The following is a 17,048-nucleotide window of genomic DNA, read 5'->3' as shown; positions in this document are numbered from 1 at the left end:
CGCGGTGTATCGAAGCCGGTGATCCTCGCTTCCAGGAAGATCGACCTATGGGTGCTCAGTCCATGGAGCCCGGGGGCGCACTGCGGGGCCGGGACCAGGAGCTGGCGGCGCTGGAGCGGGTACTCGCCACGGCCCGTGCGGGCAACAGCGCCGTGGTGGTCCTGCGCGGCGAAGCCGGCATCGGCAAGACCGCACTGCTGGACCACGCGGCCGGCCTCGCCACCGGGTTCCGCACTCTTGGCATCGCGGGCGTCGAGTGGGAGATGGAGCTGCCTTTCGCGAGCCTCCACCAGCTCTGCGCACCCCTGCTGGGCGACCTCCAGGAGCTTCCGGATCCCCAGCGCGACGCACTGTCCGTAGCGTTCGGACTACAGGCGGGTGAGGCACCGAACCGGTTCCTGGTCGGTCTGGCGGTGCTCGGACTGCTGGCCGGGGCCGCCGAGGAGGGGCCGCTGGCCTGCCTCGTCGATGACGCGCAGTGGCTGGACAAGGAGTCCCTCCAGGTCCTGGGATTCGTGGCCAGACGGCTGGTCGCGGAATCGGTGGCGTTGATCTTCGCCCTGCGGGACTCCGATGACGGTCCTGACCTGGCCGGCCTGCCCGAGCTGACGGTGCGGGGCCTGAGCGAGAACGAGGCACGCGTCCTGCTGGCCTCGGCGGTCCGGGTGCCACTCGACCCGCTGGTGCGGGACCGGATCGTCGCCGAGACGCACGGCAACCCGATGGCCCTGCTGCACCTGCCACTCGCCCTGGCACCCGCCGAACTGGCGGGCGGCTTCTGGCTGCCCGGCAGACGCCCCCTGGCAAGACACCTCGAAAACGCCTTTCACCAGCAGTTCCGTCTGCTTCCCGAGGACAGCCGGCGTCTTCTGCTGACGGCCGCGGCCGAGCCGACCGGAGACGCGGACCTGTTGTGGCGCGCGGCCGTCCTGCAAGGAATACCAGCCGGTGCCGCGGGGCCGGCCGAGGCCGCGGGACTGGTCGAGTTCGGTACCAGGGTGCGGTTCCGCCACCCCTTGGTACGTTCGGCCGTCTACCGGGGGGCATCCCTGCCCGGACGTCGGGCTGCGCACCGCGCGCTGGCGGATGCGACCGATCCCCGCCTTGACCCTGATCGCCGGGCGTGGCACCGCGCTCACGGCACCGACCGGCCGGACGAGGGCATCGCAGTTGATCTGGAGTGCTCAGCCGGGCGGGCCCAGGGCAGAGGAGGAATGGCGGCAGCGGCCTCGTTCCTGCAGCGGGCGACGGAGCTGACGCCCGATGCCGGGCGCAGAGCCGGCCGAGCACTGGACGCTGCCCAGGCCCACATCGACGCCGGCGGGGCCGACCAGGCTCGTTCCCTGCTGGCCATCGCGGAGACCGGCCCGCTCGACGACCTGCGGCATGTCCGGCTCGAATGGCTGCGGGCCCGGCTGGTGTTCTCCGAGGTGCGCGGTGACGCAGCGCCCCGGCTCCTGCTCGACGTCGCACAAAGGCTCGCGCCCCTCGACGCCGCCCTCGCCCGCGAAACCCTGCTGGAGGCGGTCGGCACGGCGAGCTTCGCCGGCCGGCTGGGCAGGGGACCCGGGCTGCGCGAGGTCGCCGAAGCGGCCCGCGCCGGGCCGCGGCCGACGGGGCCGCCGCGGATGGTGGACATCCTTCTGGACGGTATCGCCGACCGGGTCCTTGGTGGTCACGTCGTCGGCGCTGCCGCCCTCAGGCAGGCGATGCACGCCGTCCGGCAGGAGCAGAGAACCGGTAGGACGGAGACGGAAAGGCGCTGGCTGTGGCTGGCGTTCCGGGTGGCACCAGAGCCTCTCGCACCCGAGCTGTGGGACGACGAGGCGTGGCACGAGATGGCGCTGGACGCCGTCCGTATCGCCCGCGAGGCCGGGGCACTCACCGTGCTTCCGATGGCACTGACCTACCAGGCATGCTCACACGTCCACGCCGGCGAATTCGACACGGCCGCGACGCTGATCGACGAGGCCACGGCCGTCTCGGAGGCGGTCGGCGGCGTACCGATGATGCACACGTCCCTGCTTCTCGCCGCCTGGCGTGGACAGGCGTCCCCGGCACTGGACCTCATCGGGACCACCATCGAAGAGGTGCGTGCGCGGGGCGAGGGCCGCGCCCTCGGCCTCGCCGAATACGCGACCGCACTGCTGTACAACGGACTAGGCCGCTACGACGACGCGCTGGCGGCCGCGACTCGCGCCTGCCAGTACGAGGACCTGGGCTACTTCGGATGGTCGCTCGCCGAACTGGTCGAGGCGGCCGCCCGCAGCGGGCGGCCGGGGTCCGGTGAGAGGGCACTGGACGATCTCACCGAACGCACCCGTGCGGCCGGGACCGAATGGGCCCTGGGCACGGCGGCCTGCTCACGGGCATTGCTGAGCGAGGGTGAGGCCGCCGACGCGCTGTACCAGGAGGCGATCGAGCGTCTCGGTCACTGCCGAATCGCCGTCCAACTGGCCCGCGCTCGGCTGCTGTACGGCGAATGGCTGCGCCGTCGGAACCGACGTCAGGAGAGTCGTGCGGCACTACGCGCCGCCTACGAGACGTTCAGCCGTTTCGGAGCCGACGGTTTCGCCGAACGCGCCCGCAGAGAGTTGTCGGCGACAGGAGAGACGGCCCGCAGACGAACCGTCGGTGCCGACGCCCGCCTCACCAGTCAGGAAGCTCAGATCGCCGGGCTGGCCGGGGACCACACCAACGCGGAGATCGCCGCCCGGTTGTTCATCAGCCCGCGCACGGTGGAGTGGCACCTGAGCAACGTGTTCGCCAAACTCGGCGTGAGTTCCCGCAGGCAGCTGCGCGCGGCGTTGTCTCCGGCGCGAACAGGAGCACCTTCTCGCTGACGGCGTCAGGACAGAACCACGCCACGCGGTCGCTGCCTGCCGACCCGTATGCGACGGGGGCGGGGCCGGATGTGCGTGTCCCGCGTGCCACGGTTGAGGACTGCCGGGCTGTCCTCGATCTCGTCGCGGACAAGGCGGAGGTGCCCGCACTCCGGGCGGCAGACGGTGCTTCCGTCGCCCCGGCGGAGGCCGTGCCGTCCGGTCCGGCGGATGCCGAGTGCCCCAGAGCCGGGGTGCATGCTGGTCAAGGCCGCCCCGGCGGGAAGTGCCCCCCGCGACGCGGGCGGACCCGTCCCGACCACGCTCCGCCTTGTCGAGTCGGCGATCGCCGCGGCACCGGAGCGCGCCAGGACGCGCGGCAAACGCACAGCGGACAAGGATCCGGCTGAACTGGCACGTCTTCTCACCACCTTCATACAGGGGTGCGCGGCATGGGAGGAGCACAAGCCCGACGGAAGTTCGTCGAATCGGCCATTACCGCCGTCATGCGCACCTTGGACTGGGAGCAGCAACACCGTGTGCACCGGGTGGGATTCACGCCGGATCCCCGGCTGCCCTCAGCGAGCCCACAACTCCCATGCCGGCGCTCGCTCCCGAACGGCGCCGTCACCCGGGCGGACCGCGCGTTCCGGACCGAGCGGCCCCCGCAGGCGCCATACACCTGCCCCGGCTGCATGCCGTCGCCGCCGGAAGGGCGAACGCGAGATGACGCAAGCGCGGCGCTTGGTGTCGGTGAGGTCCTCTCGCTCGTTGTTCAGGCTCCGGGTGGAGCGGTCGTCGCGTCCCCTGGAGCCGTACTGGACAGCGCTGAGGAACCACGCCGCCGTGCGGGCCGACTGCCGGCCGGTGACCGCGGTGGGCAACGCCGACGCACACGACGCCAGTGGGAAGTCGGAGGTGATGTCACAGGCCGGGGACGTGTCCGCCTTGGACCGACCTTCAGGCCTGGCTGTATCGATGACCAGTGACACGGCATGCCGATGAGTTCTGGCATCGATCGATGCGTCGTGAGCGCGAGGATGCCGGTGAGTTGTGACACTGTTCGACGCGGGTCAGAAGTGCGTGGCGATCCCGAAGACGCGGCGAAGTCGTGCCATGTCGTGCCGGTCTCGTTCCGTCGGTTCGTATCCCTGATGGAAGTAGACCTGCTGCTCGTCGGACAGGCACGGGACCGGCGTCCCCTGGATGGTGCCCGTCACGAAGCAGGATGAGGGATAGGCGAAGGGACGTTGCGGTTCGGGTGACGCCTGGACTGCTGAGCCGTCATCGTCGAAAACCAGCGGATGAAGGTCGATCTCCCGGCCGTCCGGAGCCTTCACGACGAATCGGATGGGCCGCCAGTTCAGGCTCTCCACGAAGCCTGCCGCCGAGAGGGCCGTCAGAACGGCGGCTTCCTGGTCTTGCCGGTGCATCAAGTCCAGATCTCGATGGTCTCGGGTCTGCTTGCCGATCAGAGCGTCGATCCCCCATCCGCCACCGACCCAGACATCGGTCTTCACCCGCTGCAACAGGGCCAGGACGAACAACACGTCATCGGCTGTCATCACCCGACGCAGGCTAGATGCGCCGGCCTCGGGCGGCGAACGATTTCTCCCGGAAGAGACGGGGCGGGGCCGTCCAGGGCAGGTCCGCTGCGGTCGTCAGCCAGCGGTCTGCCCGGCCCTTGCCCGGGTCTGGGCGAGGCGGAAGGAGTCGGCGTCAGTCTCGACAGTGTTCCCGCCGAAGGTGAGGCGATCGGCGATGGCCGCGCAGAGGTGGGGATCGGTCCGCTGGAGGTGAAGACCCGGTGCACCGCCTTGCCGGAATACGACAGGCGCAAGGAGAACAGGCTGACTTGACCTCCTGGCCGGCCGGACGGCTGGTCACGTCCCCGAAGTCGACTCCGCTTCGACGCCCGGACGGTGGGACTGCGGCAGAAATGCCTTCGCGGTGCCCCGGCCCGCAGCGATCCGGATCTCGTCACGACGTTCCGCGACGTAGGCGGACGATCCCCCGTGTCAGGTCGACAGCGCCGTACTCGGCGACCAGCCTGGCGCTTCTTGCGCGGCGCGCCCAGACCGAGGTCAGCGCGTTGCGTACCGTCCGGGCACTTCGATGCTCCCACCGCGAGCCCCACGCGGTGTCAAAACTCAGCGATACCGTTTCCGACGGGCCCGGTGCTGTCGCACTGACCGGCAGACGGTGTCACTGCTCACCCACCCCAGCCACACGCCGTCGGCTCGACTGCGACGGTGAACCAACCACGCTGGAAAGCCGGTTGGTTCACCTGGAGGCCGAAAAGGTGCCGAAGAGCCGCGCGGCGCCGGTGGGGTGGCCGTACTGCTCGTGAACCGTCAGTGGTCTTGGGGCTCCTGCGCGCGCAGGGCCTCCTTGACCGCCTGCTCGACGCGGGCGTTCTCCCGCTCCGCCCGGCGGGCGCGGGCGCGGCGGGCGAGCAGCAGCCAGGCGGTGCCCGCGGCGGCCAGGACCACGATCACGACCAGCAGGGTCCAGGGCACGGCCCAGCCGCCGGCGGTGGCCCGGACGGGGGCGAGCGGGGAGACCGAGCCCGACGCGTCGGTGAGCAGCGGGGTCACGGTCACGGCCGCGGTGAGCCGGACCGTGGGGGCCACCCCGTGCAGCGGCACGGTCACCTTCCAGCGCTCCCCCGGCAGCAGGTCGGGGGTGGCGGCGACGGCACCGGCCTTGGCCTTGAGCCAGCCGAACGGTCCGCTCAGCGACGCCTTCTGACGGGCCGACAGCACGGTGTTGCCGGTGTTGTGGACCGTGTAGGTCAGGGTCGCCTCGCCGGTGGCGAACGGGTTGGCGGTGCCGCGGTAGTCGACCGAGAGGTCCTCGACGGCGAGCCGTGGACGCAGTGCGCCGCTGACCCGGAGCTTGACCCGGATGCCGAGGCGACGGTCCACGTTGATGCCCGCGGCGGCGTCCGGCTGCTTCAGGGAGGTGAGGAGGCCGCCCACGTAGTCGCCGGGAGTGGCGTTGTCGGGGACGGTGACGCTGAACGGGATGCGTACCGTCCGGCCCGGCGCGACCTTGACGCTCGTGCGGTCGGCGTGCAGCCACGCACCCACACCCACGGACTTCTTGTCCCGGGTGAGCAGGTCGAGCTGGCCGGTTTCGGTGGTGTAGCCGTCGGCCGCGTACACCGAGAGGGTGAGCGGGTCCTTGCCGCGGTTGGCGACGACCATCGCGTCGTCGATCCGGCCGCCCGGGTTGACGCTGTAGGCGAAGCTGGACCGGTCGGAGCCGTAGCTGTTGGGCGCTGTGCGGACGGTCCAGGTGACGTCGCCGCCCGCGGCCTCGGCGGGGACGGTGAGCGGCCCGGTGACCACGAGTGCGGCGAGCAGGGTGAGCAGGGCGGTGCGGAACAGGGCGGCGACGGTGGTGGTCCGGCGCAGGATGGGGGCGTGCATCTGGGGTCCTCGGGCTGGCGGGCGGGCAGGCCGTGGCGGGCGGCGGGATCGGGACGCGCCGGGCCTCCGTACGGGTCGGGGGCGCGAAAGGACGTGCGGGGGTGGGGCGGGCACCGGGCGGCGCCCGCCCCACCGGGTACTGCTACCGGGTCAGCTGCTCAGCGCGGTGAGCGTGAGAGTCGCGCGGTAGGTGCCCTTGTTGACGCTGCCCGGGATCTTCAGGTCCAGGTCGGCGCCCAGCTTGGCCCTGCCCTTGGCGTGGCCCTGCTCGGCCCAGGCGAGGCCGCGGGAGACGGACAGGCCCTGGCCGTTGTCGTCGTAGCCGGAGGCCACGGAACCGCTGGCCTTGGCGCCGGCACCGTCCAGGAGCACGTTCGGCGTCCAGCCGAGGTAGGCGCCCGAGAAGGTCTTGTCGGCGTCCTTGAAGTCGCTGACGCTGGCCGAGACCGACCACGGGGCCTGGGAACGACGGCTGTCGGAGACCAGGATCGGGTTGATCTGGCCGGCCGCCTGGAAGTAGTCGCCGTCGTGGTTCTGCGCGGTGCCGAGGTCCACCAGGCCGTTGTAGCCGTCGACGGTCCAGCCGAACTCGCCGGGGGGCGCGTCCGGGACGTCGACCTGCAGGTCCTGGGAGTCGCCGTGGTACGGGTGGACCGTGACCTTGTCGACGACCGAGCCGACCGGCTTGTCCCCGGTGGTGTTGGTGCAGGGCACCTCGCCCAGCTCCACCGCGGCGTTGGGTGCCTCGCAGGTGCCGCTGCGCAGGTTCTCGACGACCAGCTTGTCCTTGCGGACGCCGACCTTCACGTAGCTGCGGACGTGCTCCTGGTTCTGGACCGAGTTGTACCAGTAGCTGTCCGGGTTGAGCGGGTCGGCGCCGTTGCCGGCACCGCTCGTGCCGCTGCTGTCCGGCTTGGTGATGTCGTAGTACTTCGAGCCGGAGGCCGAGTTCGACGTCACGTACAGCACACCGCCGGGACCGGGGTACACGTCCGCGGCACCGGGCTGCTCGTCCGGGTTCTCCTTCTGACCGTTCTTGATCAGGTAGCTGCGGGAGTAGCTGTGGTCGTGGCCCTGAAGCACCAGGTCCACACCGAGCTTGGAGAACGTCGTCGGGAAGTCCGTCCGGCGGACCTTGTTGTCGCTGTCCTTGGCGTGCGAGGCCGGCGAGTAGATCGCGTGGTGGTAGACGAGTACCTTCCACTTGGCCTCGGAGCCGTGCTTGTTGATGACGTCGGTGACGTAGTTGACGTGCGCCGCGTCACCGCCGCCGCCCTGGGACGTGGCGTAGCTGTTGCTGTTCAGATCGATGAACAGCACGTCCTTGTAGATGTACCAGTAGTCGCCGCCGGAGGTGTTCGACGCCGGGTTCCCGTTGGAGTAGTACGGGGCCGTGCGGTCGGTGTTCGGCGTGTAGAGGTGCTGCTCGTACGCCTTGCCACCGACGTCGTGGTTGCCGATGGTGGCGGCCCACGGGTACTGGCGGAGCTTGTCGGGCGCCAGGAAGGCGTTCCACTGGGACTCGGTGTTGGCACTCTCGATCTGGTCGCCGCCCGACACCAGCAGTTCGGCGTCGGGATTGGCGGCGAGCGACACGTCGAGGGTGTCCTGCCAGCCGGCCTGGTCCTTGGCGGTGTTGCCGGAGGAGCCGATCTGCGGGTCGCCGTAGAACAGGAAGTCGTAGTCGCCCTCGAAGTCCTGCGTCTTGAAGGCGTACGTGGTCGACCAGTTCCCCTCGGAGCCGACCCGGTAGGAGTACGCGGTGTGCTCCTTGAGACCGGTGAGGGTGGCGTGGCGGTTGTAGCCGCCACTGGTGGCGATGTTGGCGCCGCCGACGGCGTCGAAGCGCGTCGCGTCGGCCGGGAACTCGCCGTTGAGGAGCTGCGCGGTCGGAACCACCTGCACCTGCTGGGCGGTGTCCGCCGAGGAGTACCACGTCACGGTGCGCTGCGACTCGTTCGCGCCGACACCGAGGATGATGCCACTGAGCGTGGTGGACTCGGCCGCGCTGGCGGGAGCCGCCAGGCCGTTGCCGATCGCCATGGCCACACCCAGGAATGCCGCTGCGGCCCCGGTGGCCATGCGGCGCCGCGCAGGCCCGGAGACCTGCGAGGAGGGTCTTGATCTCATCGATTACGTTCCTTTGGTGCACGGAGTGCATAAGTGGACGCCAAGAACGTCTCTCCGCTTGGTAAACGAGTAGTAAATGCGATCTTGGGACTTCCTGAACTTCCCAGGTCCCCGGGGAACTGGGCCGGCTGGGGCCCCGACAGGTCCGCCGTCCCTGCTCAGACGCCCGTGAGCCGCTGGACGAACCAGATCGCCCCCATCACGGCAACCCCTGCCGAGACGACGCCGGTCAGCCAGAGACCGGCCGCGGGCGAACGGTGGCGCACCAGCGCCAGCAGCGGGAAGACGACCGCGATGATCCCCAACTGCACTGCCTCGATACCGACGTTGAACACCAACAGGGACCACAGCAGCGTCCACGACCAGGCCTCGTGAATGCCGAGCGCGCCCGCGAAGCCGAGCCCGTGCACCAGGCCGAAGCAGAACACGACGCCGAGTCGCACCCACCCGGCCCGGTCCAGTCCCAGCCGTCCGGACGCCACCGCCTCGACGTCGGCGACCCGGCCGCGGCCGCGCCACATCCGCCACAGGTACCAGGCCGCCACCACGGCGATGGACAGGGCGATGACCGGTTCGACGACCCGGGCAGGCACCTCGACCACGCCGAGCGCGGCGAGCAGGAAGGTCACCGAGTGCGCGAGGGTGAAGCTGGTGGCGGCCAGCACGATCTCGCGCAGCCGCCTGGAACCGGCGATCAGCGCCAGCAGGAACAGGATGTGGTCGATGCCGCCCAGCAGGTGCTCCGCGCCGAGGCGGAAGAACTCCCAGAACCGTTCGTACCAGGCCTGGCCGAGCGAGAAGGACGGGTGCGCGGCGTCCAGCGCGGCGCTGCCCGACCGGCCCTCCAGCTCGTAGGTGATGATCGTCTTGGTGTCGCGGACGTAGCCCTCGCCGTCGGGGAACAGTCCGCTGCGCAACACCGCGTCGGTGTTCCGCCCGGCGCAGTCCCAGTCGAGTACGAGCCGGGCGTACGGCACGCCCTCCTGCCGGAGCAGCGTGAATCCGCCCTGCCCGGACGGGGTGCAGGGGCGCCCGGCCGAGTCGACGGTGAACCGCCCGGTGACGTAGTCGACGGCGGAACGGTGGTGCCCGTTCAGGGCGGCGGCCTGGGCGCGGCTGTCCCCGTCCTCGAAGGCGGTGTTGCCCTGCTGGAAGAGGGAGTCGTCGTGCTCGGCGTCGGCGGCGGAGACGACGTAGAGGTCGTACTCGAGTTCCAGGGTTGTCCGGATCCGGCCGTCGTCGCCGGCGCCGACCTGGACGAAGACGGTGGAGGTGAACCCGTGGGCGAGTGCGGGACGGACGGCGCCGAACAGTGCGATCACCGCTGCGGTGACCATGATGACGACCCGGCGGGCGTGCTGTGACATGTAGCTCCTTCGGTTGCCCGTGCACGCTCCACGCGGTGGGTGAATTCGCGCCGCCCGGATGGCGAATCATGGAAGAACAGCTTTTCGATCAGCCCCTTTCGGCCATCTACGACGGGTCCGCTCATATGACGATGTCCTCACATCAGCAGCCACTTTCTGGAGGACGATCCCGTTGCGCACCCCGCTCAGTGCCGTGGCCGCCCTGACCGCGGCCGTAGCCCTGGTCACCGGCTGCGGCTCCAACGACGACTGGTCACGTCCGCACGAGAGCCCGACCCCGGTCGGCACGCTCGGCGCGGGTTTCACCGACCCGTCCGCGCCGCCCGCCCCGGAGGCGACCGTCACTCCGCGGCCCGGTTCCTGGAACGGTGTCCATCCCCCCGAGGACTACAGGGTGGTGCTGCTCACGTCGGGCACAGACCGCCCCACCAAGGCTCTGGTGAAGGCGGTCCGGACATGGGCCGAGGACGAACACGTGGACCTGCGGACCGTGGCCCCCGAGCACCCGGCCGACCTGCTGGCGAGCGTCAGCGAGTCCCTGGAGATGGGCGCGGACCTGATCGTCAGCGCCGGGAACGATCTGATCGACCCGCTGGCCACCGTCACCCCGAGCCATCTGTCCCAGCGGTTCCTGGTGGTCGGCGCGGAGTTGGCCGAGCCGACCGGCAATGTGACCTCGGTGGACTGGTCAGGTGCGTCCTTCCGCGGCGAGGGCCTCGGCATGTCCTCCACCTACGACCCCTCCAGCTTCACCGCCGCCCGTTGCTCCGCCGCCGTCCGCGCGGGCGTCGCCGCGGTGCTGTCCGGCCTCACGGGGATCGTCGTCTGGCTCGACCTGCACTGACCCCGGCTTACGACCGGGTCCGGATCGCCGGATCACGAACGCCATGCCGGCGTCACCAGAACCGGCCATGCCGGAGCCCTGACACGTGCAGCCCGTGAGACCGGCCCCGTCGCTTCCGTGCGGGTGCCGGGCTCGCGAAACGGAGTCGTCGAGCGCTCCTCCACATGACCTTCCGGCAGGTCACGTTGCCCCGGAGTGTGCCCGCCGGTGCATGCGTTCGCACGTTCGACCGCCTAGCATCACACACCGTACGTCCTCTGGATCTCGTCGATGGGAGCGGCTCGTGCGCGCACATGAAGAGACCCAGGAGGGCCCCGGGTCCCGCAGGAGTGTGCGGCCGGTATCCCCCACGGCCCTCACGCCCTCCGCGTCGGCTCAGAGATCCGACTCCCTGACCGTGCTCCAGAGATCCGCCGGCAATGCCGCGGTGTCCCGGATGCTCGGCAACCGGGCGACGCCCGTGCAGCGGGTGCCCGCCGACACCTCCCAGGACCCGAACGTGACCGTGCTCAGCGGGCACGGGCGGTTCGGTGACAACCAGCGCCTGCCCAAGAACCCGGACAACCCTCGCAGCCGCGCGCTCAAGGCCACGTTCACCGTGCCCGAGGGCATCGAGCTCGTCGTCTACGCGCCGCCCGGCGCATGGTTGGAGAACGAGGTGGCCAAACTCATCGAGTCCGGCACCTCACCGACTGCGGACGACCTCGAAATGGTCGGTCCCACCAACAAGCGCAAAGCCATGCCCCCCGGCTATCCCAAGACCTTCGTCGCAGGCGAGGAGGTCATCAACTACAAGCTGATGCCTCTGGAGGCCAGGCATCTGGCCGAGGGCGCGACCTCGGTCGAGCGCGGCACACTGCGGGACAAGGTCCAGGAATTCGTCACGGCCCGCCAAGGCCAGGAGGACGGGGCCCCGCCACTGACCATCCATTACGCGTGCTGCGGCGTGGGATCCTCCAGCGTTCCCGAGATCGACCGGCTCTTCGAGCACCGCAACTACACCGTCATGCTGCGCGCCACGCCCAGGACTCCCACCCCGGAGCCCGCGGAGCCCTCCAAGCGCAGAAAGAAATAGCGGCGCATCCGTGCGCGGCGGCCACGTGAACGGCTTCCCGGGCACCGTCTCCGCCGTGACGGTGGGCCCGGGTCGCGTGACCGTGGTCCGTAGCCGGTACGTCGTTCTCCGCCAGGGTCGGCGGCCTCGCCGCGTCATCCGCCGGGGCGGGTTCCCGCGGGTTTCGCGGGCCTCGACGCCGACATGCCCCGCACCGAGGCCGGCGGCGGCCCGGGTAGCCCGGGTGCTGAGCGTGCCGGTCCTAGGCCGCCAGCTCCGCCGCACTACGTTCCACGCAGAATTCGTTGCCCTCGGGATCGTGCAGCGTCACCCATCCGGTGCCGTCAGCCCTTCGGTGGTCACCCTGAAGCGTGGCACCGAGCGAGAGCAGCCGTTCGACCTCCGCGTCCCGGGTCCGGTCCTGGGGCTGGAGATCCAGGTGTACACGGTTCTTCACGGCCTTGCGGTCATCGACCCTGACGAACAGCAAGGTGGCAGCAGCAGTGGTCACCATGGCCTCCGGATCCCCGGGAAAGTCGTCATCTGCCAGCGAGCCGTCCAGGGCCTGGGCCCAAAAGCCCGCAAGAACGAACGGGTCCGCGGCGTCGACGGTGACGTGCCGTATCAGAGAACTCATGCCCCAAGCTGATCATGAATGGTTCCCACCGTCCAGGTGCCGCCGGCCCCGCGCGGAGCCGCTCGTCCTCGAAACCCGGAGGGCCGGTCAGGGCTACGGAACCCCGTGACGCGCCGTCAACGTGCATCGGTCGGGCCGTCGGCTTGCGGGCGCGCGCTTCCGCCGGTGGCGAGGCGCATGAGATCGGTGGTGAAGTCGACGTCGTCCAAGGACCGCTGGGCCCGTGCGGCGTTGCCGCCGAACTGGTGCGTGTGGTCGTTCCAGTTGCTGTCCGCGATCTGCCGGCCTGCTCCGGTGCGCAGCATGACGGAGAGCTCCTGCGCGGCTCGGGCGATCCGCCTGCCGAGGTCGGCCGACGCCCAGTCCTCGGGTGCGGCGTACAGGGAGGTGGGCACCGGGATGGTGCGCAGGAACCCGAACAGCGGCCGGAGTTGGTCGTCGACGACCATGGCGTGTCGTCCGGTTCCGCCTGTCGCTGCGAGCACCACCGGTGTGGCGATGAGCAGGTCGTTGTCGATCAGGTCGGCGAACGACTTGAACAGGCCGCTGATCCCCGCCTTGTAGACCGGTGTGGCGGCGATGACCGCGTCGGCCCGTGCGAGCAGTTCCATGGCGGCCCGCACCTTCGCGTGGAGCATTCCGGAGACGATGCTCTGTGCGATGTCCGTGGCGAGAGGACCGAGATCGATCGAGCGTACGGTGGCTGTCGTGCCCGACGCTTCGAGGATGTCGACCGTCTTCTGGGCTGTGCGGTCGGCGAGCAGCCGGGTCGACGACGGCTCGCTGACGCCGGCGTTGATGACGGCGATCGTCACCACGCCGACGGCAGGGGTGAGGTCGCTCATGCGTTGTCCCTCGCGGGTCCTTTCGTGCGGTGGGCGGCGGTGACGGGGGCCGCGGCGAGCAGCGCACGGCCGAGCTCGCGCAGCGTCTCGAGTTGCTCGGGGGTCAGGGCCCGGGTCATCGCCGTCGTGACGTGCCGGGCATGTGCGCGGCCGAGGCGGCGTTGCACTTCCCGGCCTTCGGCGGTGAGGACGATGCGACAGGCGCGGGCGTCGTCGGGATCGGGCCGCCGTTCGACGAGTCCCCGGTTCTCCAGCCGGACGACGAGCCGGGACACGCCCGCCTGGGTGAGCAGGGCGTCGTCGATCAGGTCAGTGATCCGCAGGCCGTCCTTCGCTCCGGCCAGCGCGTAGAGGACGCCGTACTCGCGTGGCGGGACGTCACCCCAGTCACCCTCGTACTCGAACTCGCGCGCGAGGGTCGCCTGAGCTCGGAACATCGCTTCCCACGCCTCGTTGGCCAGCCTGCTGTCGCCGGCCATCAGAGCGCCGCCGGGAAGTCGGCTTCGAAGGCCGGGTCGCTGTCCTGGTAGGGCGAGGTGCCCGACAGGTTGTCGCCCCTGTTGGGGTTCGGGCGCGGCTGACGCGGCTCGGCTTCGCCGTACTTCGCCTTGACCAGGGATGCGTGCGTAGGAGCGTCCGGGACACCGGGTCCACGGCGGGCGGCCAGTTCCTTGCGCAGCACCGGTACGACCTCGGTGCCCAGCAGCTCGACCTGCTCCAACGCCATGTCCAGCGGCAGGCCGAGGGCGTCGACCGAGAAGAGTTGCCGCTGGTAGTCCCCGAAGCCCTCCTGGAATGTGAGGACCTTATCGATCACCTCCTGTGGGCTGCCGACGGTCAGCGGTGTGCCCGCCATGTAGTCCTCCAGCTTCGAGCCGCGAAAGAGCGGATAGTTCTCGAAGTAGGGCCGAAAGGTGTTGACCGCGTCCTGGGAGCGCTTGGCGATGAACGCCTGGCCGCCCAGTCCGACGATGGCCTGCTCGGGGGTGCCGTGGCCGTAGTGCTCGTACCGTCGCCGGTAGAGATCGACGATCGGCTTGAAGTGGAGATTCGGGGCCAGGATGTGGTTGGCGAAGAAGCCGTTCCCGTAGTAGGCCGCCTGTTCGGCCGTCTCAGGGCTACGGATCGAGCCGTGCCAGACGAACGGCGGGACGTCGTCCAACGGGCGAGGGGTGGAAGTGAAGCCCTGCAGCGGGGTGCGGAACTGTCCCTCCCAGTCGACCACGTCCTCGCGCCACAGCCGATGAAGCAGGTTGTAGTTCTCCAGGGCGAGGGGGACCCCTTTACGGATGTCCTTGCCGAACCACGGATACACCGGGACGGTGTTCCCGCGGCCGAGCATCAGGTCCAGCCGCCCCTGGGCGACGTGCTGCACCATGGCGTAGTCCTCGGCGATCTTCACCGGGTCGTTGGTCGTGATCAGAGTCACGGCGGTACTGAGGATGATCCGCTCTGTCAGCGCCGCGATGTGGGCGAGCAGCGCCGGGGGCGAGGACATCACGAAGGGTGGATTGTGGTGCTCGCCCAGCGCGAAGACATCGAGGCCGACTTCGTCGGCCCGTCTGGCGATCTTGATCAGGTTTCCGATCCGCTCCGCCTCGCTCTGCGTGTGTCCCGTGGTCGGGTCGGGTGAGATGTCACCGACCCCGAAGATGCCGAACTGCATGCTGCGCTCCCTAGTAATACATGACTTCGCATGCAATCTAACAACATGCCTGAGCATGTATTCCCCCCGCCCCCGGCCGACGGAGCCGAGATCCTCCCGGAGCCCCCGCGACGATCCGGACGCCGACGTCGGCCACCGGGCGGGACGGCAGGACGCCCGCGGACCGAACGACATCGCGGTTGGAGGACGTGATGGCAAGGGGTGAGCTGACCGACCTGCCGTCGGTCGTCGTCTCGGCTCTGTGCCGGCTCGGCGTGCACGGGCTCGAGCGGAAACGACCACGAGCGAGGAGGCCTCCTGGAGCTGTGCGCCCCGCTGGCGCCGGAGCCGATCCCGCTGGGCCTGTTCACCGCCGGCCGGCACCGCTGATCGCGACGGCGGCCGAGGTGCCTGCGGCCGCCGGGGTCCGGCCGCGCCGCCCACTGCCGGCGTGCCGGCCCGCGCATCGACGAGGAAGCGTACGGGCCGGACAACCCCTACGTGAGCTTTGACCAGATCGCCTCGGCAACCGTCCGCTTCGGCCTCGGCGACGCCGCCGGGGCCATGTCTTCACGTCTCGGCGCGGCGGAACCTACGGCTTGTGGGTTACCCAGAGCAGTTCCGCAGGCCAGCGGTGTGCCCAGTCGGGCGGGTCGGTTTCGTTGTAGCCGTTGGGTGTTCCGAGTTCGGGCCGCGGCTCGATGAGGTCGTCGATGATGAGACCCGCGCCGCGCAGGACCTTGACCCAGCCGCCGTAGGTGAGCTGATAACTGGTCGCGCCGTCGTCTTCGGCGATGGTGCCCAGTCCGAAGTAGTCCTGGCGCAGCGTCGTGGTCACGCGGCCGGCGGCTTCGTCGTAGCAAGCTTCGAACCACGGGCTGGCGACGTTGAACACCAGGCGACCGCCTCGGCCCAGGACGCGTGCGGCCTGCGGTACGGCCAGGTGCGGGGGCGCCCAGCTGAGCCCACCGAAGTCGCAGAACACCAGGTCGAAGCTGTCTGCGGCGAAGGGAAGTCGTTCCGCGGCGCCTTGCACCAGGGGGTAGCGGGCCGCTCCCATCGCGCGGGCCGCTGCTGCGAGTTGGGCTTCGGACAGATCCAGCCCGACCACGGTGGCGCCCTCGGCGGCGAGCGCCCTGGACCACTGGCCGGCGCCGCAGCCGAGTTCGAGGACGCGCTTGCCGGTGACGTCACCCAGGGCGTGCAGGTGCGCATCGGGGATGGAGTACATGCCCCACAGCCTGGGCGTGGCGCCGATTCGCGGATCGTGCCTGTGCTGGTAGGCACTGCTGATCTGGTTCCAGAGCCGCCGGTTGGCGGGGATGCTGTCCACGTGCCGACTCCAGCACTGCCTGCGGGGGCCGGTCAACACGATTCGGGCACCGGCCGGCCCTCCCCTCGGTCCTGCCCACCTTGGAACCCCGCCAGACCCGGCCCCCCGGCTCCACCCGGAGAATCGTCCTGCCCGTGAGCAGCAGAGCACGTCACCCGGGCAGACGCCCATGGTTCCGGTGACCGTGCCCACGAGCTCCCCCGTAGACCACCGCACTCCGCGTCGACAGGCACCCGCTCGCGACGCCGGAACGCATGGTCCGGGTCCGCGGACAGGTGCTTCACCTCCCGGCCGATCCGGCCGAGGTGACCCCTGGCAGGCTTCCCGGTCCGGGTGTGAGCCCGCGTCAGCCACCACGGCAGTCGGCCACTGCAATCGCCCCGTCACCTCAGGCTGCCGTCCGCCTGCTTGAGCCCCAGTCGACGATGCGGGGCTTCCGGATCAGTACATCGCGCTCTGGCGTAGGCGTCCTCGAAGAACGGGAACACCACGCTGCCCCGCCTGACACGCCCGGCCTGTATGTACGGCTCGAGAACCTCCCAGGTTCGCATCAGGCGATGATGTGCCAGGCTGGTGAGGATCTCCGAGTTGACGATGTCGAAACGCATCATGATGGAGATGGCTTCGAACACGAACGCGACGTTCCAAGCGCGGTACTTGGCATCGTCCGGCAGAAGATCGATTCCTTGGTCGGGGCTGTGACTCGAGGCGAGTTCGAACAGGACCCAGCGTTGATCCCGCTGGAACTCGGGATCGCTGATGTGAGTGAGAAGCACTTCAGTCGTCATGGCCAGATCGCTGTCGGCACGAGCTCTTCCGATCTGCCACCTGACCCCCCATGTCGATACCGCCAGAGCAAGCACCGACATCACCAACGAGATGATGTTGAACACGTAGAACCGCCCTCCCCCAGGCAGCAGCTTCCGCGTCCACCAGT

Annotated in this window: 13 protein-coding genes and 1 pseudogene; 3 read left to right on the top strand and 11 right to left on the bottom strand. The window is 69.8% G+C overall.

Features of this window, described 5'->3' with window-relative positions:
* Positions 1-47 precede the first annotated feature (47 nt).
* Positions 48-2,843, top strand: coding sequence for a helix-turn-helix transcriptional regulator (locus tag ACZ4O3_RS33965; protein ID WP_467725951.1), 2,796 nt, complete (start codon positions 48-50; stop codon positions 2,841-2,843).
* Positions 2,844-3,895: 1,052 nt separating this feature from the next.
* Here the strand turns inward: ACZ4O3_RS33965 and ACZ4O3_RS33960 are convergent.
* The 5 genes and pseudogenes from ACZ4O3_RS33960 to ACZ4O3_RS33940 all read right to left on the bottom strand — a co-directional run bounded on the left by ACZ4O3_RS33960 (position 3,896) and on the right by ACZ4O3_RS33940 (position 9,753).
* The gene (locus tag ACZ4O3_RS33960; RefSeq protein ID WP_467726106.1) at positions 3,896-4,387 is read right to left on the bottom strand and encodes a nucleotidyltransferase domain-containing protein; all 492 of its coding nucleotides are present in this window, start codon (positions 4,385-4,387) and stop codon (positions 3,896-3,898) included.
* Positions 4,388-4,483: 96 nt separating this feature from the next.
* Positions 4,484-4,609, bottom strand: a pseudogene (locus tag ACZ4O3_RS33955) (IS21-like element helper ATPase IstB); the annotation flags it as partial.
* A gap of 567 nt (positions 4,610-5,176) precedes the next feature.
* Complete coding sequence (locus ACZ4O3_RS33950) at positions 5,177-6,256, bottom strand: COG1470 family protein (protein ID WP_467725949.1); 1,080 nt, start codon at positions 6,254-6,256, stop codon at positions 5,177-5,179.
* 150 nt (positions 6,257-6,406) lie between these two features.
* Positions 6,407-8,386: a fibronectin type III domain-containing protein gene (locus ACZ4O3_RS33945; RefSeq protein WP_362716035.1), complete on the bottom strand. Its 1,980-nt coding sequence runs from the start codon at positions 8,384-8,386 to the stop codon at positions 6,407-6,409.
* A 158-nt stretch (positions 8,387-8,544) separates the two neighbouring features.
* The gene (locus ACZ4O3_RS33940) at positions 8,545-9,753 is read right to left on the bottom strand and encodes a HupE/UreJ family protein (protein WP_467725947.1); all 1,209 of its coding nucleotides are present in this window, start codon (positions 9,751-9,753) and stop codon (positions 8,545-8,547) included.
* 172 nt (positions 9,754-9,925) lie between these two features.
* Here ACZ4O3_RS33940 and ACZ4O3_RS33935 point away from each other — a divergent pair, with 172 nt between their 5' ends.
* Together ACZ4O3_RS33935 and ACZ4O3_RS33930 are read left to right on the top strand one after the other, a co-directional pair.
* Positions 9,926-10,597 carry a type 1 periplasmic-binding domain-containing protein gene (locus ACZ4O3_RS33935; protein WP_467725945.1) on the top strand — a complete coding sequence of 224 codons (672 nt, stop codon included), beginning with the start codon at positions 9,926-9,928 and terminating at the stop codon, positions 10,595-10,597.
* Between the two features lie 397 nt (positions 10,598-10,994).
* Positions 10,995-11,672: a putative adhesin gene (locus ACZ4O3_RS33930; protein WP_467725944.1), complete on the top strand. Its 678-nt coding sequence runs from the start codon at positions 10,995-10,997 to the stop codon at positions 11,670-11,672.
* Between the two features lie 241 nt (positions 11,673-11,913).
* Here ACZ4O3_RS33930 and ACZ4O3_RS33925 read toward each other — a convergent pair whose 3' ends face one another.
* The 6 genes from ACZ4O3_RS33925 to ACZ4O3_RS33900 all read right to left on the bottom strand — a co-directional run bounded on the left by ACZ4O3_RS33925 (position 11,914) and on the right by ACZ4O3_RS33900 (position 17,004).
* Entirely contained in the window at positions 11,914-12,288 is a 375-nt protein-coding gene (locus ACZ4O3_RS33925; RefSeq protein ID WP_362716022.1) for a VOC family protein, read from the bottom strand.
* Positions 12,289-12,404: 116 nt separating this feature from the next.
* Complete coding sequence (locus ACZ4O3_RS33920; RefSeq protein WP_467725943.1) at positions 12,405-13,133, bottom strand: CE1759 family FMN reductase; 729 nt, start codon at positions 13,131-13,133, stop codon at positions 12,405-12,407.
* Positions 13,130-13,612 carry a MarR family winged helix-turn-helix transcriptional regulator gene (locus tag ACZ4O3_RS33915; RefSeq protein ID WP_467725941.1) on the bottom strand — a complete coding sequence of 161 codons (483 nt, stop codon included), beginning with the start codon at positions 13,610-13,612 and terminating at the stop codon, positions 13,130-13,132. The genes ACZ4O3_RS33920 and ACZ4O3_RS33915 overlap by 4 nt, the downstream gene beginning before the upstream one ends.
* A complete protein-coding gene (locus tag ACZ4O3_RS33910; RefSeq protein ID WP_362716014.1) occupies positions 13,612-14,799 on the bottom strand; it encodes a CE1758 family FMN-dependent luciferase-like monooxygenase in 1,188 nt (395 codons plus the stop codon). Before ACZ4O3_RS33910 ends, ACZ4O3_RS33915 begins: the two co-directional genes overlap by 1 nt.
* 571 nt (positions 14,800-15,370) lie before the next feature.
* Positions 15,371-16,111: a class I SAM-dependent methyltransferase gene (locus tag ACZ4O3_RS33905; RefSeq protein ID WP_467725939.1), complete on the bottom strand. Its 741-nt coding sequence runs from the start codon at positions 16,109-16,111 to the stop codon at positions 15,371-15,373.
* A gap of 383 nt (positions 16,112-16,494) precedes the next feature.
* Positions 16,495-17,004 (bottom strand): hypothetical protein, encoded by a 510-nt coding sequence (locus ACZ4O3_RS33900; protein ID WP_467725937.1) that lies wholly within the window; start codon positions 17,002-17,004, stop codon positions 16,495-16,497.
* Between the last annotated feature and the right edge of the window lie 44 nt (positions 17,005-17,048).

The organism is Streptomyces sp. NPDC026515 (assembly GCF_055567595.1).
The sequence above is the reverse complement of the archived record's forward strand: the minus strand, read 5'-3'. Positions and strand labels throughout refer to the sequence as shown.